The sequence below is a fragment of the Odoribacter sp. genome, assembly GCF_985060555.1.
Window position 1 is genome coordinate 56,260 of sequence record NZ_CFKYFN010000003.1, and the last position, 23,463, is coordinate 79,722.

Sequence of the window (23,463 nt, forward strand, 5' to 3'; positions counted from 1 at the left end):
AGCCCTTTATAAATTTGATCGATAATCTGCTAATTGTTCGATAACTGGAAGTTGATCGGCAGAGTGTAGGCTACACGTACAGGTTTACCTCTCTGCTTTCCTGGTTTCCATTTCGGCATCGACTGCACAACACGTACAGCTTCCTTATCCAAAGAGGCATCTACTCCTCTCGCTACTTTTACGTCGGTAATAGAACCGTCTCTCTCGATCACGAACTGAATGAAAACTTTCCCCTGAATACCGTTTTCCATGGCCAGAACCGGATATTTTACATTCTTCGCAATCCATTTCGATACATTACCACCCGGGAAACTCGGCATATCTTCAACTACCTGGAAAATCTCTGACTCTCCGGTATTCTCTTCACCATATTCTCCAAAATCGGCGACATTTTCTATCACCTGGTTCTCCGATTGGTCTTCTGCGTCTAAAATTTCAAGATCATCGTCGATATTGGTGTCATCCTCTACAATATCGATCAAGTCCGTCAATTTCGGGGCTGGAGGAGGGGGTGGTGGAGGTTTTAGCATTTGTTGCGTAATCGGAATAATCTCATCTTCTATCTGTTCTTCAGCGGGAGTCTGAAATGGAGTTACTTGTTCGGTGGAAGATTTCCATTCAAAAGCAAATAACAGCACCGCTAAAGCCAGAGTAAGTCCGATCTCGAAGAAAACGCCTTTCTTCCCTTCCAGATCTGCTTTCGGTGACTTTTTAATTTCCATGATATTAAATTAATGTATTTATGTTGTCTTTTTTCTAGGGGGTAAAAGTAAAGAAAATCGGATTAAATACCAATATTTCAAACGTTTTTTTTGAATGAAACGTTAAATTTTCAAGGAACTGTTTTGTCAAATCTTAAGGATTTTAACAATTTTACGATTTTTTTTCTCCAAGCTTATCGTATTTTTGTAATCTTTATTTCAACCGACATGCTTAAAATTTATTATTTACGGATTTCCGATTTTCAGCATCTCTCCGAAGATGAACTGTTTCCGTTAGTAGGTGAAGACACGGTCCGGAAAGTAACCGGATACAAAAATCCCGGAGTCAGGCGTACAAAATTATTGGGTGAGGGGATGATTCGGCGGTTATTGTTCCGTTTGTGGGGACTGCACAAAGAAGATTACCTCATCCGTATAGGTGAACATGGTAAACCATTGGTGGAGAGCCGGTTTTCGGTTTGGTATAATTTATCGCATTCCGGTGATTATATCGTGGCGGCTTTTTCGCATCTCGAAGTCGGAATCGATATCGAGCAAAAAAGGAAAGCCCGCATGGAAGTGGCCCGGCGTTTTTTCCATCCTGCAGAAATTCAGTGCCTGCAAAATCTTGCCGGAGATGCGCAGGATGAACTGTTTTTCCGTTATTGGTCCGTGAAAGAAAGTTTTTTAAAATACACCGGTAGCGGCTTATCCTCCCCCTTGTCCGGTTTCGAAGTCCGCTTCGACGATCATCGGCCCCGCATATTTCAGTCAGAAAACCTTCGAAATCTCTCTATCTCTGCCTGTCCGGTCGATCCCGCATACAAATGCTTCGTTTGTGCAGAGACTACCGAAGAACCCGGGATCTTTCCATTCCTCGTCCCGGATCTCTTCCTGCCGGATGAATAACCGTTGTTATTCGCTTCCTTCCGTTTAAAGTCCTTTTTTACACAGATATTCGGCAATCTGTACTGCATTCAGAGCGGCGCCTTTTTTGATTTGGTCACCTACTAACCAGAAAGTCAATCCTTTTTCGTCCGCCAGGTCTTTGCGGATACGGCCTACATACACCGGATCTTTGCCTGATAAGAAAAGAGGCATCGGATAATCCTGTTCTGCCGGATTGTCTTGCAATACCAGACCTTCGGCACGGGAAAAAGCTTCCCGGACTTCCTCTACCGAGAGCGGGCGTTCTGTTTCGATCCAGATACTTTCCGAATGGGCCCGTAAGGCCGGTACTCTCACACAAGTAGAGCTTACCCGGATATCCGAATGCATGATTTTCCGTGTCTCGTTGAACATTTTCATTTCCTCTTTGGTATAGCCGTTATCCGTGAAAACGTCTACCTGAGGAATCAGGTTAAAAGCCAGTTGATAGGCGAATTTCTCCACCGTAGGTGTTTCCCCTGCCAGGATTTGCCGGTACTGATTATACAGTTCGTCCATAGCTGCTGCGCCTGCGCCGCTCGCTGCCTGATAGGTCGATACACGGGCCCGGGTGATGTGGCTCAATGGTTCGATGGCTTTTAAGGCAACCACCAGCAGGATAGTCGTACAGTTCGGATTCGCGATGATGCCACGGGGACGGTCGAGAGCATCTTCCGGGTTGACCTCCGGTACCACCAAAGGTACCTCTTCGTCCATTCTGAAAGCACTCGAATTATCGATCATTACAGCCCCGTATTTGGTGATCGTTTCGGCAAATTCTTTCGAAGTACCGCCTCCGGCCGAAACGAAAGCTATGTCGATGTCCTTAAAGTCGTCGTTGTGTTGTAAAAGTTTTACAGTCAGCGGCTGACCACGAAACAGGTATTGGGTGCCGGCGCTCCGTTTCGAACCGAATAACACCAACTCATCCATAGGAAAATTTCTTTCTTCCAATACGCGCAGAAACTCTTGTCCTACTGCTCCACTTGCCCCGACGATAGCTATTTTCATATTTTCAGGTTTTAAAAATGTATGATTATTGGATTGCAAAATTAATGTTTTGATGATCTCTAAAAAATATCCCGGTCGTTTTTTTCATCAAACATACTGTGTGTTTAATTTTAAACATCGGCTTTCCCGATAAACCTGTGTTTCCTCGGAGATTCCGGTTGTTAGCGTTTACCGGTGGTCCAGATGATTTTTTTCGATCATAGCTTTATCTTGCTTCTTCAAGCCCGAATTATACCAGAAAATAGGTTGATCGTGATCGGTCAGATACATCCTTCGCCGGGCTTTATAATCAGGGCTGATCAGTGAGTAACCGGTATTCAGTAATGGGGTCGTGATAGAGGCCATGTCCAGCATCGTGTGAAAAGCCACGATTGTAGATACCGGTTGTGTCTGGTTGGCGAGTGCCGTTGCATATCGTTCCGGGAATTCCTGCCGGTACTGATCGGAAAACCATAAGAATAGTGGTATGTGCAATTGATAATACGTCGGATGGGGCGAAGCATGCAGGAAGCGTTTCCGGTCGTCGTCCAACAAATCTTCCCCGTGGTCCGGGCTATAGTAAAGTGCTGTCGTATGATTCGTCGAATCCAGAATCTGGATCAGATGGTGCAGAAAATAGTCCGTATAACGGATGCTGTTATCATATGCGTTGATCAGTTGTTGCCGGTTTTTCACCTCCACTTCTGTCGCTTCGTCCGGGGTAAAATGGGCGAACTCCCTCGGATAACGTTCAAAATAGTTGAAATGTGAACCATAGGTGTGCAACACAAAAAATAAGTTATCCGGTAATGAATCGATATAATGCTGCACCAACGGAAGCATGGCATCGTCGTAGTTATTGACGGTATAGATCCCTCCTGCCGATGCCGGGCGGATATTGTGGTGGAAATCCGCTTCTGCTGCAAAATAGTCGGTAAAAGTACGGTTAGGCGTCTGATTCGAGAGGAAAATCGTTTTGAACCCTGCTTCTTTAAAGGCTTCGACAATACTTTTTTGCCCATAGATGTCTTCGAAATGCTCGGCATTGGCGGCGGATAAAATCAGGGGAACACTTTTATGTGTAGCATTTGCCTGTGTAATGGCATCTTTATATAAAGCCAGGCCCTGAATCTGGGATAACAGGGGGTTCGTTTCCCGTTCATATCCCCAAAGGCTCCAGTTCACCGCCCGGCTGGCTTCTCCTACTACCAACACATAAATCTCCCTATCCGCCGATTTTACACTTTTATGGGCCTGGAAAGTGAAGTCTTTCGACGTGAGAGGATAAATCATACTCCGTTGCCATTTTTTCACGGCAAAACGAAGATTATAATAGATATTCACCGGGAATACGTCGTATTGCAATTTATAGCTTCCCGTATTCCTGTTCGTAGCCGTGAAGGTCAAACCGTACGAAACCAGCCCGATAATCAACCCGGTACAAGCCATCTTTTTCCGGAACACAGGCGTCAGATGCACCCTCTTTTTACAACCGATAGCTGCAATCACAATCGTAGGGATATAGATCACACAAACCAGGATGATCGCCGGCCACAGATTATTCAGCAATTCACTGGCTTCCGTCACGTTGGTCGTCGCCAGGTTCAGAAACATATCGACAGCGATCACCGATTCGCCGAACAGGTAGAATAAAACGATCTGAAAAGCATTGAAGATCAATTGCGGGATCAATATCAGCTGCATCAATCCGATATTTTTCAACCACGAGAATACAAAAAGATACATTCCCAACGGAAAAGTGACCAGGATCACCTTTCCCATAAAAGAATAAGGTTCTGTAAATACCAGCAAAATACAGGGAATCAGGTTGACGATAACGAAGAAACGGAATAACTGACGTGCATCGGTCAGAAAACGTCGGAATAACAGATTTATTTGATGTAACATAGTCATTGTTTAAAAAGCTTCGTCGATATTAAAATAAAAAGCACTTTGCCCTTTTCCGAATCCATAATCCAACCGGACATTTACCCGTTTCTTGAATTCCCACCGGTAGCCGATGCCGTAAGTAGGCAGCGTTTCCTTCCATTTGAAGTACTTGAATTTCGGAAACACATTTCCTGCACCTCCCCAAAGGGCGATTCCATGCCGGTTGTAGATATGTTGTCTTAGTTCTACCTGAGTTTGTATCAGGTCGTTGTCCCGGTATTGTCCTTCATAATAGCCTCTCATCTGATAAGAACCTCCCAATAGGGCGACCATACTCCAGGGGGTATTACCGTAATTGAATGTCCCCTGCAAATCGGATGCCAGAATGGCTCCTTTCCACAACTTATTGTATTGCCTGAAGAATACTTCTGTCCGTTTGAATTTGTTTCCCCAGAAATCCGGGAAAAAGAGCTGGTCGATTCTGGCATAAGTTCCCCGGTATGGATTAGGAAGAAAATCCCTCGAATCATAAGTCAGAAACAGACCGAATCCTTGTGTGGCGATATTTGCTTTTTCACCGTCCAGAAAACCGGGGTCTTTAAAATCTTTACCGTTGACATGCCTGAAAAGTCCCGTCACCCCCAGATAGGTGTTGGGAAACAGACGGCGTGAGAAATCCACCCGGATTTGTTTCTCCAGGCGTTTGTAAGTCGTGTAATGATCCTTCTGATTTCCGTTTGTATAACCGATACCCCAGTATTTACTCGGAAAAGAAAAGAAGTAAAAATTGATCCCGAGCCTGTATTTGTCTTCTTTAAAAATGGTCGTCCCCCGGATGCCTAACAGATAAAAACCGGTGGTGGTTACGTCCCCGTAAAAAGAAATGTTGGAAGGCGGAAGGGTCAGATGCTCCCGGTCTACCCGGTACAGTCCCGAAGCTACCAGACCTAGTCCCAATTTGGTGTCGCTCGAAAAATGCGGTCCGCCGATAACCGAGAAATCGAATCGTTTGGTTTCTTTCTCCTGGTTTGCTTCTGTGAAATAGCGGTATACATTTTTATACATCCTTTTGAAAAAGGCAGGACGTGACTCCAGGCTATCCACAGATAATGTGTCTGTAGTTGGGGTATTTCCATGGCTTATCGAGTAAGACAAGAGGAAGAATAAGATGAGGAGTACGCATTTTTGCATGCTTTTCTTTTTATTGACTTTATTTTCAAATGTTTAATGCACTTTTTTTCGTCCTGTACAAACCATTTTCGTACAAACTGTAAAACATTTACGCAAGAATGATGCCAAGGTTCAATAAATGAAAATGAATTTGAGATGAAAAAGATTTTTATTCTATGTTTAGGAATAGGACTCCTCTTCTCGTACCGAGGGTTCGGACAAGTGGGAGAAAAAGTTTTTTCTGTAAATATCCTGAATATGAATAATGACACTGTTGCTTTGCCGATGTTGGGACAGAAAAATTTGCTGATATTTTATGCTGATCCTTCACATCCTGGACAGAACAAAACCTTCCGCGATTATTTCAAGACTCATCCGGTGTCAGGGCTGGAAATTACATCTTATGGTATTGTCAATTTAGCTGCCGCTCCGATGCTTCCGAATGCTTTGATTAAGAGAATGGCTTTGAAAGAGGTAAAAGGAACGGATGGAAAAATTTATTTTGATCCGGATGGGATTTTAGCTACGGCTTGGAAATTACCAGGAGCGAATAATAATTTTACAGTGATCTTTATTAATAAGAATCAGGTAATTGAGTTTTATAAAGCTGGCCAGTTGACACCTGAAGAACAAGAACAGGTGATTGCTTTAGTACGAAAATATAGTAATTAGTTTTACTTTTTGATATCTGATTCGTACCCTTATTTTGTATATTTTGTAATTTTACGTTTGTTTTTTTTATATTTGTGCAATTATCATTATTTGTACAACTATCATTTTCGACGTAAGTGAGTATACAGAGTGATACATATCTTTTGAAATCGGGCGATACTGCGGCTTTTGAACGGGTATTCCAATATTACTCCCGAAGTATGTTTTATGTGGCGATGGGGTTAGTCGAGGACCGGCAAATTGCCGAGGATGCTGTACAGGAGAGTTTTATAAATTTATGGGCTCATCGGGAACAGATTAATCCGGATTATGACCTTCAATATTACCTGAATCAATCTGTCCGGAATTATATTTATAAGTATTTCCGGCATTGCCGGGTCAGGGAGAAGCATGCAGAAGCTTTGATCCGGGAGTATAAATTTTGGGCAGATTACAAATCCGAAGATTTGGCCGAGAAGGTAGAAAATGTCCGGGAATTACTTCTCTCTTTACCGGAAAACTGCCGGAAAATTTTTGTCATGGCTGTTATTGAGGGGACTGGTTATGCAGAAACCGCATCGAAACTGAATGTGTCAGTTAATACAGTCAAGTCACAGGTCAAAATTGCTTACCGTAAATTGAAGGGGATGTGGGGTATATCTGAAAATGAATTGCTTTTGTTTCTAATTTTTATTTATTTGAAAAAATTTTAATAATCTTTTCACCCTTTTAAATGTCTTAGGGTTATTAAAGACAAATTGATTTCGATCGACTGTTTTTAATACTATAGTTTTGGAAGGATGAAGGAGATTTTTACGAAAATATGGAAATTTCTTTGGGAAAGAACCGGAAGAAAAGAGCTGGATTCAGACGAAATCTGGTTGTTGGAGCGGATGGATCGTATTGCAGCTATTGAAGAACCGGATTATGACCGGATGTGGGAACGGATTCGCCGGAAAACGATTTGTAAAAACTCACCACGGGTAAAACTCTGGCGGGGAGTGGCTGCGGTGGCATTGCCTATGGCTGTCATTTGTACAGCAGTTTATTTTTTCCGGGAAAAAACGCAACAACCGTCCGGGCAATTTCTAGTGGAAAACCAGAAGGAGACTTCTTCCCGAATCAGTCTGACTTTGGGTAATGGAAAGGTGCTGAAGATTCCGAAAGATTCTGTCGGGGAGGTTTTGAAGACCGGACAGGTTGCTGTGCATCAGGATTCTTTGAAAGGGATTGTGTATGTTGTTTCCGGAAAAGAAGACGAAAAATTACATTATCATACGATAGAGATACCGGTAGGGGCTGATTACCGGCTAACCTTGTCCGATGGTACAGTTGTATATCTTAATTCTGCAAGTAAACTGACATTTCCTGCAGCTTTTGTCGGAGATGAACGACGGGTATTTCTGGAAGGGGAAGGTTATTTTGAAGTGGAGAGTGATAAACAGCATCCTTTCCGGGTGGAAGTGAATGGTACTATTGTCGAAGCTGTAGGGACAATTTTTAATATCAATGCTTATCCTGAAAAAGACGGAGTAGAAGCCACTTTGGTATCTGGTAAAGTGAATGTTGAAAACGGACAAGACCGGGTGTCTCTGATCCCCGGACAACAGGCCCGTTGTGGGATGAAGAATATTGAGGTTTGTGAGGTTGATACCCGGGAATACATCAGTTGGAAGAATGGAATGTTTATTTTCAATGAGATGACTTTGGAGAATATCATGGTGCAGATGCAACGTTGGTATGGGCTTGATGTCTTTTTCCAGAATGAAAGTGCTAAATCTCATGCTTTCAAAGGAATGATTGACAAGCACTTGTCACCCCAGGAAGTTTTCCGTATCATAGAAAAAACTGCAAATGTACGGTTTGAGATGAAAGGGAATACGGTGGTCATTGAGTAAGAACAAAAAAAAGTCCTTATTTCGGGCATAAAATTTCCGGAAAAAGTGAAAGCGAACTGATGTAAATTGAATTAAATGAGAGTAAAATTCAGGCTTGAGAAAACAGAAAATGGAATCTGTAAAATTTGCAGTAAATATTTAGTAATTAAAAGATAAAAATAGTGTAAGATGATAAAAAACAGAAATGAGTGATCGGGAATTTGTGGTTTCTACCCGATTTTATTTGAATTCATTTGATTTCACTCAATTCAACTTAAATAAAGGACCCTTTTTTAATCAAAATAAAAACCGGCGATTGCTGGACACAATCACCGGAAGATAACGTCCCGTTACTCTTTGGACGGAAATAACGGGAGATGTTGGATTTCAAATACAAACTTATGAAAAAAAAACAATTTTTTGTTGTACATCAGCGGCAATTGCCCCAAAAAACATTGCGTGTTATGAAATTAACGCTGATTTTGTGTTTGGTATTTCTAATCAAAGTAAATGCCAGAGGTTTTTCACAGGATATCCGGGTTTCGCTCGATTGTCAGAATGAGCGACTGGGAGATGTCTTTAAGGAGCTGGAAAAGCAGACCAATTATTTTTTCTTTTTCAATGTTAAAAGCATAGATACTGAAAAGAGAGTTTCCCTGTCTTTCAAAGAAGAAGAACTTGAACGTGCCTTGAAGAGAATTGTAGGCGATCGTTATCAGTATGAACTTTCTGGCAATCTGATCATTGTTACAGAAAGTAAATTGGGTACTCCCACAACTCCTCAGGCTCAGAAGAGGAAAATTACGGGAACTGTCAAGGATAAAAAGGGAGAGCCTTTACCGGGAGTGAATGTATTGGTGAAAGGAACATCTGTTGGAGTCGCTACTGATATCAATGGTAAATTTATAATTGAGAGCCCTGTGGTGAAGTCGCCTGTATTGGTTTTCTCATTTGTGGGAATGTTGAATAAAGAGGTGACTGTAAGTTCGGATGCTCCGCTGAATGTGGTGCTGGAAGACGAAGAAAAGGTGTTGGATGATGTTATTGTAACCGGTTACCGGAGTATCAGTAAGACTACCTTTACCGGTTCTTCAACTAAATTGCAGCAGGATGACATCAAACTGAAGGGGGTAATGGATGTCAGCCGTATGCTGGAAGGGGCTGTCGCTGGTGTGAGTATACAGAATGTGTCCGGAACTTTTGGTGCTGCCCCGAAAGTGCGTGTGCGTGGTGCTACCTCTTTGTCGGGTGAGAATAAGCCTTTGTGGGTGATTGACGGGATTGTACATGAAGACATTGTAAGTGTTAGTAATGATGATTTGACCAGTGGCGATCCTACGACCTTATTGGGATCGGCAGTGGCAGGTTTAAATGCCAATGATATTGAAAGTATTGATATCTTGAAAGATGCTGCTGCGACAGCGCTTTATGGAGCCCGGGCTATGAATGGGGTGGTGGTGGTAACTACCCGGCGGGGGGCTGAAGGGCGCCCTGTTTTCCGCTATTCCGGAAATTTTACCGTGCAACTTCGTCCTACTTATGCTGATTATGACATTATGAATTCCGGTGATCAGATGTCTGTATATGCTGAGCTTGAAAGAAAAGGGTTTTTGAATTCGGACTTGGTGAATGCGTCGAATTCCGGAGTGTATGGAAAAATGTATAAAATGATTAATTCCTTTGATCCGGAAACCGGAAAGTTTCAGTTGGAAAATACCCGGGAAGCCAGGAATGCATTTTTGAGACACTATGCCAATGCCAATACTGACTGGTTTAAAATTTTATTCCGGAATTCGCTGCAACAGGAGCATTCTATCAGCATTTCAGGAGGTAGCCAGCGTAGCCGTTCATATGCCTCTCTGAGTTTCCTGAATGATGAGGGCTGGACTGTGGCTGATAAGGTGAGACGTTATACCGCAAATCTTCGCAATAATTATAAATTGGCTGAAAATTTGGATTTAGGCGTACAATTGATAGGGTCACTACGGGATCAGAAAGCTCCGGGATCTTTGTCCCGCCGGAGTAATACGGTGGAAGGCTCCTATGACCGGGATTTCGATATTAATCCATTTAGCTATGCTTTAAATACCAGCCGTGTGCTCACCTGTTTTGATGAGGCTGGAAATCCGGAATTTTTTACCCGGAATTATGCCCCTTTCAATATTATCAATGAATTGCAGAACAACTCCATCCATTTGAAAATGGTGGATGTAAAGGCACAATTGGAATTAGGTTGGGAAATCATTAAAGGACTCCGCTATGAGTTTATGGGAGCTGTGCGTTATGTAAAATCCGACCGGGAACATATGATTACTGAAAATTCGAATATGGCAGAAGCCTACCGGGCTGATTATACTTCAACCATCCGTGCTAAAAATAAATTTTTATACAAAGATCCTGAACATCCGGAAGCAGAAGCCATATCTGTATTACCCTATGGTGGTTTTTATAACCGGTCCGAAGATCAGTTAACCAGTTATGATGTCCGCAACTCTTTTAAATACAATAAAAAATTCGGCTTGCACGATCTGAATATGATTGCGGGTGTGCAGGTGAAATATGCTGACCGCCAGAAGTTTTCAAATACCGGTTACGGTTATCAATACAATGAAGGAGGGAAAGTCACTGTGGATTACAGGATTATGAAAATGATGATCGAAAGTAATTTTGATTATTATGGAATGGGAACTACCCGTGACCGTTTTGCTGCATTCTATTTTAATGCCGATTATGGTTTTGATTCCCGTTATATTTTTTCCGGAACAGTCCGGTATGACGGAACAAATGCTTTGGGAAGCAATCGTAGTGCCCGTTGGTTACCGACTTGGAATGTTAGTGCCAAATGGAATATCAGTAATGAACATTTCATGGAATCTACCGAATGGATCGATCAATTGTCGTTGCGTGGATCTTATGGCTTGACTGCTTCTATGAATTCTTCCGCTTCTGCTTCTGCTAAGTTTGTCAATGAAAATACCAAACGTCCTTATGGTAATGAGATCGAATCGGTAATTACTCTGGAAGCACTTGAAAACTCTGAATTAACGTGGGAAAAGGGACATGTGCTCAACTTGGGTATTGATATCGGTTTGTTTAACCGGCGTCTGGATGTAATCTTTGACTATTGGAGAAGAAATAGTTTCGATTTGATTGCCTCTTTGAAGAATTCAGCTATCGGAGGTACGCTTTATAAATATGCCAATTATGCCGATATGGAATCCCGGGGTTATGATTTGGCTATCGGTATTACCCCTATCCGTACAAAAAACTGGAATTGGAAATCAAACCTGACCTTGGGGTATACGACAACCAAAATTACAAACTCCAAGAACATGCCTTCTATTTATAATATGATCAATGCCAGTGGTGGGAACCGCGAAGGATATCCCGTGGGGAGCTTGTTTTCTATTCAGTATAAGGGATTGGAGCACGATACAGGCGTTCCTCTGTTTATCAATGAGAGCGGAGTGATTGCTAATTCAGTTTATTTCCAGAGTACAAATCTGGATTATCTGAAGTATGAGGGACCGATTGATCCGGAGTATACCGGAGGATGGTCGAATACATTCCGTTGGAAAGATCTTTCATTGAATGTGTTCCTCACTTTCCAAGCCGGCAATAAAATCCGTCTGGCTCCGGCATTTAAGACCAGCTATAGCGAACTGGACGCAATGTCGAGTGTCTTTTTTGACCGTTGGATGCAACCCGGGGATGAAAAATATACCAACGTGCCTTCTATTGTCGATGTGTTAACAGCTGACGGTTTTAAAAGTAAATACCCTTATAATTCTTATAACTACTCAACGGAACGGGTGGCTAAAGGTGACTTTATACGTCTGAAAACTATTTCGCTGACCTATAAAGTTCCTAAACATTATTTGCAGAGAACTAAAGTTCTGAGTGATGTGTCCCTAACTGTTGCCGGTTCTAATCTTTGGTTGATTTATGCAGATAAAAAGCTGAACGGACAGGATCCTGAGTTTTATAATACCGGAGGTGTGGCTCAGCCACTTTCCCGTCAGTTTACGATTGCCTTGAATATTGGTTTTTAAATGATATGATTATGAAGAAATACTTTAGAAATATAGCGGTTGGGGGATTGGTACTATTAACTGGTTGTAACAATTTCCTGGATGTGGTTCCCGATGACCGGACAGAGATCAATACTACCGAAAAGTTGGCAAAACTGGTAGCCGATGCTTATCCTAAAGCTTCCTATGCTGCCATGCTGAATTCCCGTGTAGATTTTGTGACTGATAAAGGTTCTGGTAAACAAGAAAATAATTCGAATACAGATCCTTTTTTCTGGCGGGATGTAGAGGATGAGACTCAGGATACTCCAACCTGGTTCTGGAGAAAGTTTTACTACAGTATCGCTGAAGTGAATCATGCCCTGAAAGCTGCAGAAGAAATGGGGGCTCCGAAAGAGCAGGAACCCTATATCGCTGAAGCAAAAATGATCCGTTCGTTTTCGCATTTTATGCTGGTGTCTTTGTTTGCTAAGTTCTATGATAAAGATAGTGACAATAGTAGTCCCGGTGTTCCTTATGTAACGGAACCGGAAACAGTGGCTTTAGCGAAATATGACCGTGAAACTGTAGCTAAAACTTACGAAAAAATTGAAAAAGATCTGATTGAATCCATTGATAAATTGGGATCAGATGCGATTTATACCGTTCCCCGGTATCATTTTACCCGGGCTGCTGCCAATGCTTATGCTTCGCGTTTTTATCTTTATAAAGGAAATTGGGGAAAAGTAATTACTTATGCCAGTAAAGTGTTCCCTATGCCATCCGTATTTGTCGGCCAGGAAGGGGCGAAAAATGTTTCGGATAGAGATAATGCAAATATTTATGCAAAAAATAATTTCCAGCCTTGGTTAACTACCTATGCTGTGGCGCCTGGTTCCAGTGATGTGAAAATAGCCTATACCAAGTCGGATAATACCTCTAACCTGTTGTTGACGGAAATGTCATCCCGGATGTCCCGCTATGCCAATACCTGGAGATATGGTTGTGTGAAATCGGATTTGGAACAGACGCTGACCAGTTCGACTCTGAATGTGACAGGAGGTCAATGGGCTTATCGCAACTGGTATAGTGGGGATAACTATTATGTACCCAAATATTATGAATTGTTTATCAAGACAGATATTAACGCTTCCTCCGGGATAATTTATACGATCTTCCCGACTTTCCGGAACGAAGAGGTGTTACTGAACCGGGCGGAAGCTTATGTAATGCTGGAGGATTATGAGAAGGCACTTGCAGATCTGAATATTTTCTGCCGGCAGAGGATCAAGAATTATAATGAAGAAAAGCATGTGATTACAGAACAGACTGTAGTTAAATTTTATAATGCGACTTTGTCAAACGAAGATCATTTTATGAAAAAATATAATGCTTATGGTTCTGCTTCCTGGAGCGATGTGAAAAAAGCATTGATTCTTTGTATACTCGATTTCCGTCGTAATGAATTTATGTGGGAAGGACTCCGTTGGTGGGATATGATGCGCTATCGGATTCCTATCACCCATACTACGAAAGAGGGCGACAGTAATACCCTTTATCCGGGCGATGACCGTTGGTTGTTGCAGTTGCCTGAAACTGCTGAACTGGCAGATGTACAGTTAAATCCCCGAAGTAATTTTCTGAGTAGACAATGGTAAATGAGAAAGATGTTATGAGAAAACTAAAATATTTTGCCGGCATAGCCGCAGCTCTGATGCTGTGGGGGTGTTCTGAAGACAAATTTGTGCCCGACCAGTATTTGAATGGTTTGGGAGGCGATGAGTATGTTCTGAATGAAATCGACGAGTGGATTATCGATAATTATACGCGTCCTTACAATATGGAAGTGAAATATCGCTGGGATCAGTCGGAGCTTGACCTGAACCGTACATTGGTACCGATTAAAGAAGAATTGGTGGTTTCTGTTATGAAAGTGGTGCAGGAGATCTGGATTAAACCTTATGAACAATTGGCTGGAGCCAATTTCATCCGTTCCTATTCACCTAAAAAATATGTACTCGTGGGTAGTCCGAAATATAATCCGAATACCGGGACTATCACTTTGGGTGAAGCTGAAGGAGGAAGAAAGATTGTGCTGTACCGTCTGAATTGGTTCGATCTGAAAGACCGCGATTTGATTCAGCAGATCATGAAAACCGTCCATCATGAATTTGGGCATACTTTGCACCAAACGATTTTGTACCCCGAAGAGTTTAAAAACATTACCCCGGGTGGATATACGACTTCCTGGAACAATATGAGTGAAGAGGAAGCCTTGAAACTGGGATATGTCAGCAGTTATGCCTGTGCCGGGCCTGATGAGGATTTCGTAGAAATGATCGCGCGGATTGCAGTATTTGGGCCGGAATGGTATGAGAAAAAAGTGGCCCGGGCTAAAGAATTGTATCTGAATGCGACTTCAGCTTTAGATTTCGCATATGATCCTTCCGAAGCTCTCCGGCAGAAGGAAACAATTGTGGTAAGCTATCTGAAAGATATCTGGGGAATCAATTTCTACGATCAGGATGGAGAAAAGGGATTGGTTACTCTGGTTCAGGAAGCAATCGACTATGTGACAAGTGATGATTATAAACAGTAAATTTTATCCCTATGAACAGATATCTTTTTTTCTTCATTATAGTCCTGTTTATTGGTTGTGATAAAACAGAGGACAATATTTTTACCCAGACTCCTGACGAAAGGTTAAAAGCAACTGCCGATGAATACCGGGAAGCCTTATTTTCTGCACCTAACGGATGGTTTCTGGCTGTGGATACAAAGAAAGACGGAGCTTACCGGCTGTGGATGTCGTTTGAAGAGAATGAACGGGTAGGTATGCTTTCTGATATGGATGCAACTTTCAGCAAAGCCGGGGAGACTTCTGTTGTTCCCTGTATTTCTTCGTGGCGTTTGAAAGCTTTGCTAGCTCCTTCCTTGATATTCGATACCTATAGTTATTTACATATTTTGGCGGATCCTCAGGGGGCGAATAACGGAGGAAGTAATTCTGAGGGGTTGATTTCCGATTTTGAATTCCGGATCGTAGATACTGATAATGGAGGAATTAATCTGATTGGGAATTATAATGGTCGTCTGGCACGGATGGACCGGGCTACTCCCGAAGAGGCAGAGAAAGTTGTACAGGGAGGATTGAAAAAAGTGATTGAACATCATGATGAATTCCTGAATTCCAATAAATTTCCGACGGTTGAAGTCGATGGGAAAAGATACCTGATGCGTCCGAATTTCAGGAAAACGGAGTTTGCTTATGTAGATGAAGAGGGGGTATTGACAGAGCTTGCTGTCGGTTCCTATCTGGATTTTCAGGGAATAACCCAGGAAAATGCGCAAAGTAATGTTTATTTCTTTGAACCTGCAGAAATTAATGGTATGAAAGTGGATGGTATGAAATGGATAGGAAATAAATATCAGGTTGAAATTAATGATAAAACTTATGAATTGGTAGATAATCTGGTTCCCCCCTATCCATTGAATTTTGGTTATAATCAGACCTTTTCCCAATTGTATATGAATCCTTCAGCTATGGTGGGTACTTTAACAGATCCTTTTATGAGTGAAGTGTATACTCCGGCTTATAATCGTTTGAATGGCAGGACACGTGCTATTCAGGAAATGTATTGTAAGTTTGTGATGAATGCGACTATCGGTAAGCCTGTTATGGAATTGGGTATCACATATTTAAATACTTCCACGCAGAAAAGTTTTACTGCAAAATGGCAATATCCCTATACTTTGAATGAGGATGGTACGATAACATTTACGGATCGCGAACAGACAGGGTCAACGAATGAATTTTACTACGAAATGTATATGAAAGAATTGCCGGATTTCTTTTGTAGTTTAGAATATTCACATTACGATACAGGTGAAAGCTGGGCAAATGTAGAGAAATCTAAAATCATTCCTCATACTTTTAAGATTGATTGGGCTGAAAACAAGACTCAGGGATTAACAGGGAATATCGGTGGTATGTTCCGGGCTGACCGGGAGGAAATGTATCTTGCCGGGCAGTTAAAGCAATAGTAAAATATTTATAAAATGACATGTTATGGAAAAATATAGATTTTTGTGGTCATTGCTACTGGTCAGTTTGTCAAGCATCCTGTTTTCTTGTTCAGATGATGATGAAGTGACCGGTCCGCTGACAATAAAGACCGGATTATTAAAAGAGATTGGTTATACAACGGCTGTTTGTGGAGGGGAGATCAGCGGGGGAAGTGGGATTGGTAATCGTGGAGTGTGTTGGTCAACTGATGTCCAACCGACTGTCAAAGACAAACATACCACTGATGGCAGCGGACGTGGTGAATTCCGGAGTGAGATAACCGGATTGACCGAAGGTGTACAGTATTATGTCCGGGCTTGGGTGGAAACAAGCGATGGTGTTAAATATGGGGAAGAAAAAACCTGTGTAACATTGGCTCATGGACGGCCTACGATGTTACTGATGGGGATAAATAATATAAAGGAGACCTCGGCAGAAGTACAGGCTCAGGTGTTTACGGACGGAGGGGTGGACATAACAGAAAGAGGTGTCGTTTATCGTTTGCAATCAGCTGGAACAGATGAACCTGCTTTGGAAAATGCGACGAAACTGAAGGTTGAAGGGAAAACAGGACTTTTGGAAGGTATCTTAAACGGATTGACCGATAATGAAACTTACATTTGCCGGGCATATGTCGTTTATGCAGAGGGGACAATCTATACGAAAAGTGAGACCTTTACCACTGAAAAATACACAGCACCGAAAGCAGAGATAGAGGAGGTAAAAGATATTACCAATACTGCATTTACAGTTACGGTGAATATAGCTTCCGGTACTCCTCTGCCTGTGCTGGAATATGGTGTAGTTTGGGGGATTAAGTCAGGACCGACGATCGAGAACAATAAGCTGAAACTGGGAGAAGGAGATGGACAGACTTCGACGACTGTCGGCGAGTTGCAGGAAGGTTCTGTATATTATGTACGGCCTTATGCCGTAAATAAAAACGGAATCACTTATGGTGAAGAAGAAGTAGTCGCAACTTTAAGTTATAAAGCGGCTATTACAACCCGGATGACTGCGTATGTTACTGCCCACCGGGCTTATGTCGGAGGTGAGATCCTGAATACAGGTGTTTTGAATGCAGCCGTAACAGAAGCCGGCGTTTGTTGGGGAATGGCTGAGCATCCGACAATTGCTGATAATAAATTGAAAGCAGAGGGTATTGGAAATGATCACACCGAATTCGATTCATTGATGCTTTTTCCTTTAAAACCGGAGACAAAGTATTATGTTCGTACGTATGTTATAAATGAATATGGAACTAATTATGGGGATGAGTACTCTTTTACTACCCGTGAACCGGTGGCTGATTTTTTCAAGGCAGAAGGCAGTAGTGGGGATAATCCTGTGTTTAACGGCTTAAATCTTACTTCCACCTATCCGGGAGGAATCGCTTCCGGAGATCAACAGGATGCTTATGAAAGATTGAGCAATATTCTGACTACTTATGGTAAACGCGTCCTGACGGCTTACCGGATTTATCTGGTCCCGGATAAAAGCCAGCAACCTCGTTATATCTATACTACCATTCAATATCAGAATAGTGCCGGAAATGCATATGTGGGGATATGGCGGGATAAGATAGATTGGGATGCTGATTATGTATACACGGTATCTCATCATCAGAGTAACGGAAATAATGCGACGAATATTTACAACAGTGCTGTGAAAAATGGACAGGAAGAAGATTTATTGCGGAGTGTGGATTATTTGAGCCAAAGTCCTTTTGTTATAGATTGGGATAATGAAAATTCTACTACAATAAATAGTGCTTTCTACATTATTCCGATTAAATATCCGGATAAGTTTAAACGTATGGGCGTATTCCGCTATACGAGCTTAACACCGGCTGAGGACTGGTGGTAAAAAAAAGCCCCGACCGGGGCTTTTTTTAATCTTCTACGCTGGTAATACGTTTACTTTGGCGTTTCCGTTCTGTTTCATCGAGGATGATTTTACGTAAACGCATGGAATGAGGGGTTACCTCAACATATTCATCTTCCTGTATGTATTCCAATGCTTCTTCCAGACTGAATTTAATAGGGGGAGCTATGTTTACTTTGTCATCTGACCCACTGGCGCGCATATTGGTCAGTTTTTTAGATTTGCATACATTGATCACGATATCGTCCGGACGGGTACTTTCACCGATCACCTGGCCGGCATACACTGTTTCGCCCGGTTCGATAAAGAATTTCCCTCTATCCTGCAATTTGTTGATAGCATAAGCAAAAGTATCTCCCGTTTCCATAGCGATCAACGAACCGTTGATCCGCATTTCGATATCTCCTTTATAAGGTTCGAATCCTTTCAGACGGTGTGCAATGATGGCTTCTCCTGCCGAAGCCGTCAGCAAATTGCTACGCAAACCGATGATTCCGCGTGAAGGAATGTCGAAATCCAGGTGAACACGGTCGTCGCGGGTTTCCATATTGTTGAGGACTCCTTTTCGCTTCGTAACCATTTCGATGGCTTTCCCCGAAAATTCTTCCGGGATATCGATCGTCAGTTCTTCTATCGGTTCGCATTTCTGACCGTCGATTTCTTTAATGATTACCTTCGGCTGTCCCACCTGAAGCTCATAGCCTTCCCGCCGCATCGTTTCGATCAAAACACTCAAATGCAATACACCACGGCCGTAAACGATGAATGAATCCGCGCTTAATCCCGGTTCTACCCGCAGGGCCAGGTTCTTTTCCAGCTCTCTGTCCAGCCGTTCCTTGATGTGGCGTGAAGTGACGTATTTACCGTCTTTACCGAAGAAGGGCGAGTTATTGATCGTAAACAACATACTCATCGTCGGCTCGTCGATAGCGATCGGGGTCAGGGCTTCCGGATTTTCAAAATCGGCGATAGTATCTCCGATCTCAAATCCTTCGATACCTACGATAGCACATATTTCTCCGGCCTCTACTTCCTCTACCTTTTGTTTTTCCAGTCCCTCGAACAACATCAAATCTTTGATCCGGCTTTTGATCTGTGTCACCCCGTCTCGTTTGCAAAGGGTGACCGGCATACCGGATTTCAGTTTTCCCCGGGTCAGTTTACCGATAGCGATCCGCCCGATATAAGAGGAATATTCCAATGAAGTGATCATCATCTGAGGAGTTCCTTCGGTTGCTTCGGGTTCGGGGATATCTTCGATGATTGCGTCCAAAAGGGCGGTAATATCTTCTGTTTTGTTTTTCCAGTCCGTCGACATCCAGCCTTGTTTGGCACTTCCGTAAATCGTTTTAAAATCCAGTTGTTCTTCACTGGCTCCCAGGGAGAACATCAGATCGAAGACCTCTTCCTGCACTTCGTCCGGTCGGCAGTTCGGCTTATCCACCTTATTTACCACCACGATAGCTTTCTTGCCTAATCCCAACGCTTTCTGCAATACAAAGCGGGTTTGGGGCATCGTGCCCTCGAAAGCATCCACCAGTAACAATACGCCGTCGGCCATGTTCAATACACGTTCCACCTCTCCGCCGAAATCCGAGTGGCCCGGAGTGTCTATAATGTTTATCTTATAGTCTTTATAATGAACAGAAACGTTTTTTGCCAGGATAGTAATTCCCCGTTCACGTTCTTGATCATTATTATCCAGAATTAAATCTCCACTTTGTTTTTCGTTTTCTCTGAATTGTTTGCCCTGCAAAATCATTTTATCCACGAGGGTTGTTTTTCCGTGGTCGACGTGCGCAATAATGGCAATGTTTCTTAATTTCCGCATTTGTGTATCTATAATTTTAGGGGGACAAAAATACAATAAATTATTGACAATGAAAATAGTGGAGGTGAAAATGCGGATAAATCGTTGAAAACGTGGGAGAAGTTGTATACGGACCGGGCCTGATATGGTTATGTCAGGGGCGGTAGAAAAGAAAAACACCGGCTCGGCGGCCGGTGTTTGATAGGCATTTATTTTACCGTATTGGCACTTCCCAGTACATCTGTCAGTTTGTGTTTATACAGTTCTCTCAGTGAGTCACGGGCCGGGCCCAGGTATTTCCGCGGGTCGAATTCGGCCGGTTTGGTAGCGAAAATTTCACGCACAGCAGCAGTCATCGCTAAACGGCCGTCGGAGTCGATGTTGATTTTACAAACAGCCGATTTAGCCGCTTCCCGTAACTGATCTTCCGGGATACCGATTGCGTCTTTCAGGGCACCGCCGTATTTGTTGATGATAGCCACTTTGTCCTGAGGTACGGATGAAGATCCATGCAGTACGATAGGGAAACCCGGGATACGTTTTTCAATTTCCTTCAGAATATCGAAACGTAATGGAGGAGGAACCAATACGCCGTCGGCATTCCGTGTACATTGTTCCGGTTTGAACTTATTCGCTCCGTGGGAAGTTCCGATAGAGATAGCCAGTGAGTCTACCCCTGTCTTTTTAACGAAATCTTCTACTTCTTCAGGACGGGTATAAGTGTGGTGTTCGGCAGACACTTCGTCTTCTACGCCGGCCAGTACACCGAGTTCTCCTTCTACGGTTACATCGAACTGATGAGCATATTCCACCACTTTTTTGGTCAGCGCTACGTTTTCATCATACGGAAGATGTGAGCCGTCGATCATGACTGAAGAAAAGCCCATGTCGATACAACTTTTGCAAAGCTCGAAGCTGTCACCGTGATCCAAATGTAAGGTAATCGGAATATTTAAACCCAGCTCTTTAGCATATTCTACAGCCCCTTGAGCCATATAACGAAGCAGGGTCTGGTTGGCATATTTACGGGCACCACTGGAAACCTGAAGGATTACCGGTGATTTACATTCGACAGCTGCCTGGATAATGGCCTGCATCTGTTCCATGTTGTTAAAGTTAAAGGCTGCAATTGCATATTTCCCTGCCATTGCATTTTTAAACATTTCTCTGGTATTCACCAGTCCTAAATCTTTGTAGTTGACCATAACTTATATATTAAAAATTGTATTTTGCTTCAAATGTAGAAAATTATCCACAAAGTATCAATCGGGTATTGAAAAGTTTTAACAAATAATCGTCGTACACGATAGCGGAAAATTATGGGAACAGATTCCTGATTATGAAAATTACGATTATCGGAGCCGGAAATATCGGCGGGGCTATCGCCCGGGGATTAGTAAGGGGAGGCGTGTTCAATGCTTCGGATATTACTTGTACGGATTTGATGCAGGCGAATCTCGACCGTTTATTATCGGCAGATGCTTGTTTTAACGTATCACAGGATAATCCGACGGCTATTCAGGGAGCCGATTTAGTAGTTATCGCGGTAAAACCCTGGCGCGTGGAGGCTGTGATCGACGAGATCCGGGGTGCACTCGATTATGAAAGACAATCGGTCGTTTCCGTCGCTGCCGGAATTCCTTTCGAGCGGTTATTGCGTTATTTTACGAAAGATGCAGTTACAAGGTATTTACCATGTAGTTAGTATGTATCAACTCCAATTCAATTCCAATTCTTCTCCAATTTAACATCAATTTTAATCGGTATTGAATTGAAAATATATTGGAAATTTAAACTTTTTTTATCATATTATTAACCTTGAAACTAAATATAAACATCATGGCAAGGGTAATTTCTTCAAAGCTCAGGCATATTTCCGGACGCATAGGAAACCATATCTTTTAGGGACTTTATTTCAGTGTGCTACCTTTACACCAAAGCAAAGAAACGGCGGAAGTATACTTTGCACTTTCTGAAGAATGGAAGAATACTTCTTTTCATATATACGCTTTCGCCGTAAATGCACGTGCCACATGTTTACCTTAAAGGTACGTTTATGAGTGTAAATAAACTACCTTTAGAAATATATTCGACTGACAATTGGCAATATTTGGGAAAATTCCTTTCTCAGGGCAGAGGCCCTGATGAGTTCCTATCTGTGCAATTTTCTCAGGATTATTTTGTTTTTAGATGACAATCTTCCAGTGATATGAAAACCAATTTTTCTTTGTCTTATCAACCTCCCATCGATATTTTTGAGACAGCCCGTTTGCCGGAATCAGATTTTATTCTGTATTATTCGTCATTACAAGTTTCTTCGGAATATATCTACGCGCTTTATGTTAATAAGAAAGATAATTTATTTTCTCATGCGGAAGGAGAGACTGAAATTCACGTATTCAATTGGGAAGGAGCACCTATAGCTAAAATCCGGATTCCCGACAATATTATTTATTTTGCAGTGGATGAAAAACATCGTTATATATACGGATTAAAAGGTAACGAGGAATTATATCGGTATAAATTTGAAATTTAAATCTATTTTTATCTCTGCAGAGTAACTATTTTTCAATTGGACTCACTTCCCTGGGGGAAAGTAAACATTGCAGAAAAAAGGTTGCGACAACCCTTATCCAGTACTGCTTTCTTTAGATTAGACCCCGATCATTATTTAACAACTTATAATGCATATAGTCGTTTTGCTTTATACGATAAAGACCTGAACCTGGTCGATTCCTGTACTTACTATTCTCCAATCACCACCCAGACTACCCCGGAAAAAGTATTGGAAAATTACTATTTCTATTGTTCAGCTGTCCTCATAAAGCCGGATGGAACAAAATTCCTGAATTTTACGCATTGCGGTGCCATTCTGGAGTTTTTCAATATACAGCAAAATAAGATCACACATTCGAATACAAGTTATATTTATGAACCGACTTATGAAGCAGACGGGGTTCCTCTTTGGCGGGAAAGTATCAGAGGATGGAGGACAGTATATGCTACGGATAATTACATATATATAGCATTAAACGGAACAAAGGACATAGAGACCCGAATCGAAAAACTTTCTGTATTCGATTGGTGGGGATGCCCCATAAAACAATATGATTTAGGAGTTAATATTATGGATATTATAATCGATGAAAGTTCAAAGACAGGTTATGTCATTTATCGGGATGATGAGTATGAATATCATTTAGGGAATTTTGATTTATAGCCAACCTATTCAATCATAACTATGGTAAAGCATTTTTGTTATTTACTATTATGTAAGGCCATTCAGTAAATAGTATAAAATTAGCCAACTAATTCATAGTTAAATTATTGCGAATTAGCTGTTTTTTGTATCTTTAGGTATTCCCCCGCAAATAAGGTTTAATGGCCAAAACGGGGGAAATCCCCCAACTAAGATATGGCTAAGATACAAAATATTTCAGAAATTCACCCTACTTTGGGGTTTACAGAATTTGATATTCTGGAAAAA

The 23,463-nt window shown here is 42.0% G+C and carries 18 protein-coding genes; 12 read left to right on the forward strand and 6 right to left on the reverse strand.

Annotated features, from left to right (window positions below; all coding sequences use genetic code 11):
- Positions 1-29: 29 nt before the first annotated feature.
- Positions 30-722, reverse strand: coding sequence for an energy transducer TonB (locus AC5RDS_RS00685; protein WP_013613032.1), 693 nt, complete (start codon positions 720-722; stop codon positions 30-32).
- A 207-nt stretch (positions 723-929) separates the two neighbouring features.
- Between AC5RDS_RS00685 and AC5RDS_RS00690 the strand changes: the two genes are divergently transcribed.
- Positions 930-1,610, forward strand: a complete 681-nt coding sequence (locus AC5RDS_RS00690) for a 4'-phosphopantetheinyl transferase family protein (RefSeq protein WP_147347633.1) — start codon at positions 930-932, stop codon at positions 1,608-1,610.
- 24 nt (positions 1,611-1,634) lie between these two features.
- Here the strand turns inward: AC5RDS_RS00690 and AC5RDS_RS00695 are convergent, their stop codons facing one another.
- From AC5RDS_RS00695 to AC5RDS_RS00705, 3 genes are all read right to left on the reverse strand, one after another.
- The gene (locus tag AC5RDS_RS00695) at positions 1,635-2,639 is read right to left on the reverse strand and encodes an aspartate-semialdehyde dehydrogenase (protein ID WP_013613034.1); all 1,005 of its coding nucleotides are present in this window, start codon (positions 2,637-2,639) and stop codon (positions 1,635-1,637) included.
- Between the two features lie 168 nt (positions 2,640-2,807).
- Complete coding sequence (locus AC5RDS_RS00700; protein WP_022160438.1) at positions 2,808-4,526, reverse strand: phosphoethanolamine transferase family protein; 1,719 nt, start codon at positions 4,524-4,526, stop codon at positions 2,808-2,810.
- A 9-nt stretch (positions 4,527-4,535) separates the two neighbouring features.
- Positions 4,536-5,699 (reverse strand): BamA/TamA family outer membrane protein, encoded by a 1,164-nt coding sequence (locus AC5RDS_RS00705; protein ID WP_013613036.1) that lies wholly within the window; start codon positions 5,697-5,699, stop codon positions 4,536-4,538.
- Positions 5,700-5,834: 135 nt separating this feature from the next.
- Here AC5RDS_RS00705 and AC5RDS_RS00710 point away from each other — a divergent pair, with 135 nt between their 5' ends.
- The 8 genes from AC5RDS_RS00710 (at position 5,835) to AC5RDS_RS00745 (ending at position 18,148) form a co-directional block, all read left to right on the forward strand.
- Positions 5,835-6,350, forward strand: coding sequence for a YtfJ family protein (locus tag AC5RDS_RS00710; RefSeq protein WP_013613037.1), 516 nt, complete (start codon positions 5,835-5,837; stop codon positions 6,348-6,350).
- 116 nt (positions 6,351-6,466) lie between these two features.
- Positions 6,467-7,042: an RNA polymerase sigma-70 factor gene (locus AC5RDS_RS00715; protein ID WP_013613038.1), complete on the forward strand. Its 576-nt coding sequence runs from the start codon at positions 6,467-6,469 to the stop codon at positions 7,040-7,042.
- An 87-nt stretch (positions 7,043-7,129) separates the two neighbouring features.
- Positions 7,130-8,227 carry a FecR family protein gene (locus tag AC5RDS_RS00720; RefSeq protein ID WP_013613039.1) on the forward strand — a complete coding sequence of 366 codons (1,098 nt, stop codon included), beginning with the start codon at positions 7,130-7,132 and terminating at the stop codon, positions 8,225-8,227.
- Positions 8,228-8,607: 380 nt separating this feature from the next.
- Positions 8,608-12,258: a SusC/RagA family TonB-linked outer membrane protein gene (locus tag AC5RDS_RS00725; RefSeq protein ID WP_236252579.1), complete on the forward strand. Its 3,651-nt coding sequence runs from the start codon at positions 8,608-8,610 to the stop codon at positions 12,256-12,258.
- 11 nt (positions 12,259-12,269) lie between these two features.
- On the forward strand, positions 12,270-13,874 hold the full coding sequence (locus AC5RDS_RS00730) for a RagB/SusD family nutrient uptake outer membrane protein (protein WP_046450723.1): 1,605 nt from the start codon (positions 12,270-12,272) through the stop codon (positions 13,872-13,874).
- Between the two features lie 14 nt (positions 13,875-13,888).
- Positions 13,889-14,815 (forward strand): putative zinc-binding metallopeptidase, encoded by a 927-nt coding sequence (locus AC5RDS_RS00735; RefSeq protein WP_083813784.1) that lies wholly within the window; start codon positions 13,889-13,891, stop codon positions 14,813-14,815.
- Between the two features lie 11 nt (positions 14,816-14,826).
- A complete protein-coding gene (locus AC5RDS_RS00740) occupies positions 14,827-16,260 on the forward strand; it encodes a DUF4302 domain-containing protein (RefSeq protein WP_013613044.1) in 1,434 nt (477 codons plus the stop codon).
- A gap of 25 nt (positions 16,261-16,285) precedes the next feature.
- The gene (locus tag AC5RDS_RS00745; protein WP_013613045.1) at positions 16,286-18,148 is read left to right on the forward strand and encodes a fibronectin type III domain-containing protein; all 1,863 of its coding nucleotides are present in this window, start codon (positions 16,286-16,288) and stop codon (positions 18,146-18,148) included.
- Between the two features lie 25 nt (positions 18,149-18,173).
- Here AC5RDS_RS00745 and typA read toward each other — a convergent pair whose 3' ends face one another.
- On the reverse strand, positions 18,174-19,997 hold the full coding sequence (gene typA / locus AC5RDS_RS00750) for a translational GTPase TypA (protein WP_013613046.1): 1,824 nt from the start codon (positions 19,995-19,997) through the stop codon (positions 18,174-18,176).
- Positions 19,998-20,185: 188 nt separating this feature from the next.
- A complete protein-coding gene (locus tag AC5RDS_RS00755) occupies positions 20,186-21,181 on the reverse strand; it encodes a class II fructose-bisphosphate aldolase (protein WP_013613047.1) in 996 nt (331 codons plus the stop codon).
- 134 nt (positions 21,182-21,315) lie between these two features.
- On the opposite strand from AC5RDS_RS00755, the gene AC5RDS_RS00760 reads away from it, so the two are divergent.
- The 3 genes from AC5RDS_RS00760 to AC5RDS_RS00770 all read left to right on the forward strand — a co-directional run bounded on the left by AC5RDS_RS00760 (position 21,316) and on the right by AC5RDS_RS00770 (position 23,196).
- Positions 21,316-21,681 (forward strand): pyrroline-5-carboxylate reductase family protein, encoded by a 366-nt coding sequence (locus AC5RDS_RS00760; RefSeq protein ID WP_049782929.1) that lies wholly within the window; start codon positions 21,316-21,318, stop codon positions 21,679-21,681.
- Positions 21,682-22,185: 504 nt separating this feature from the next.
- Complete coding sequence (locus AC5RDS_RS00765; protein WP_041556893.1) at positions 22,186-22,512, forward strand: BF3164 family lipoprotein; 327 nt, start codon at positions 22,186-22,188, stop codon at positions 22,510-22,512.
- 36 nt (positions 22,513-22,548) lie between these two features.
- Complete coding sequence (locus AC5RDS_RS00770) at positions 22,549-23,196, forward strand: BF3164 family lipoprotein (RefSeq protein WP_175315559.1); 648 nt, start codon at positions 22,549-22,551, stop codon at positions 23,194-23,196.
- Positions 23,197-23,463: the final 267 nt, after the last annotated feature.

Excerpts from the sequence above, each read along its gene's own strand:
- AC5RDS_RS00740 (WP_013613044.1), top strand. The coding sequence starts at position 14,827 with ATGAACAGATATCTTTTTTTCTTCATTATAGTCCTGTTTATTGGTTGT.
- AC5RDS_RS00725 (WP_236252579.1), top strand. The coding sequence starts at position 8,608 with ATGAAAAAAAAACAATTTTTTGTTGTACATCAGCGGCAATTGCCCCAA.
- AC5RDS_RS00755 (WP_013613047.1), bottom strand. The coding sequence starts at position 21,181 with ATGGTCAACTACAAAGATTTAGGACTGGTGAATACCAGAGAAATGTTT.
- AC5RDS_RS00695 (WP_013613034.1), bottom strand. The coding sequence starts at position 2,639 with ATGAAAATAGCTATCGTCGGGGCAAGTGGAGCAGTAGGACAAGAGTTT.
- AC5RDS_RS00690 (WP_147347633.1), top strand. The coding sequence starts at position 930 with ATGCTTAAAATTTATTATTTACGGATTTCCGATTTTCAGCATCTCTCC.
- AC5RDS_RS00765 (WP_041556893.1), top strand. The coding sequence starts at position 22,186 with ATGAAAACCAATTTTTCTTTGTCTTATCAACCTCCCATCGATATTTTT.
- AC5RDS_RS00735 (WP_083813784.1), top strand. The coding sequence starts at position 13,889 with ATGAGAAAACTAAAATATTTTGCCGGCATAGCCGCAGCTCTGATGCTG.
- AC5RDS_RS00685 (WP_013613032.1), bottom strand. The coding sequence starts at position 722 with ATGGAAATTAAAAAGTCACCGAAAGCAGATCTGGAAGGGAAGAAAGGC.
- AC5RDS_RS00700 (WP_022160438.1), bottom strand. The coding sequence starts at position 4,526 with ATGTTACATCAAATAAATCTGTTATTCCGACGTTTTCTGACCGATGCA.
- AC5RDS_RS00730 (WP_046450723.1), top strand. The coding sequence starts at position 12,270 with ATGAAGAAATACTTTAGAAATATAGCGGTTGGGGGATTGGTACTATTA.
- AC5RDS_RS00760 (WP_049782929.1), top strand. The coding sequence starts at position 21,316 with ATGAAAATTACGATTATCGGAGCCGGAAATATCGGCGGGGCTATCGCC.
- AC5RDS_RS00710 (WP_013613037.1), top strand. The coding sequence starts at position 5,835 with ATGAAAAAGATTTTTATTCTATGTTTAGGAATAGGACTCCTCTTCTCG.
- AC5RDS_RS00720 (WP_013613039.1), top strand. The coding sequence starts at position 7,130 with ATGAAGGAGATTTTTACGAAAATATGGAAATTTCTTTGGGAAAGAACC.
- AC5RDS_RS00705 (WP_013613036.1), bottom strand. The coding sequence starts at position 5,699 with ATGCAAAAATGCGTACTCCTCATCTTATTCTTCCTCTTGTCTTACTCG.
- typA (WP_013613046.1), bottom strand. The coding sequence starts at position 19,997 with ATGCGGAAATTAAGAAACATTGCCATTATTGCGCACGTCGACCACGGA.
- AC5RDS_RS00745 (WP_013613045.1), top strand. The coding sequence starts at position 16,286 with ATGGAAAAATATAGATTTTTGTGGTCATTGCTACTGGTCAGTTTGTCA.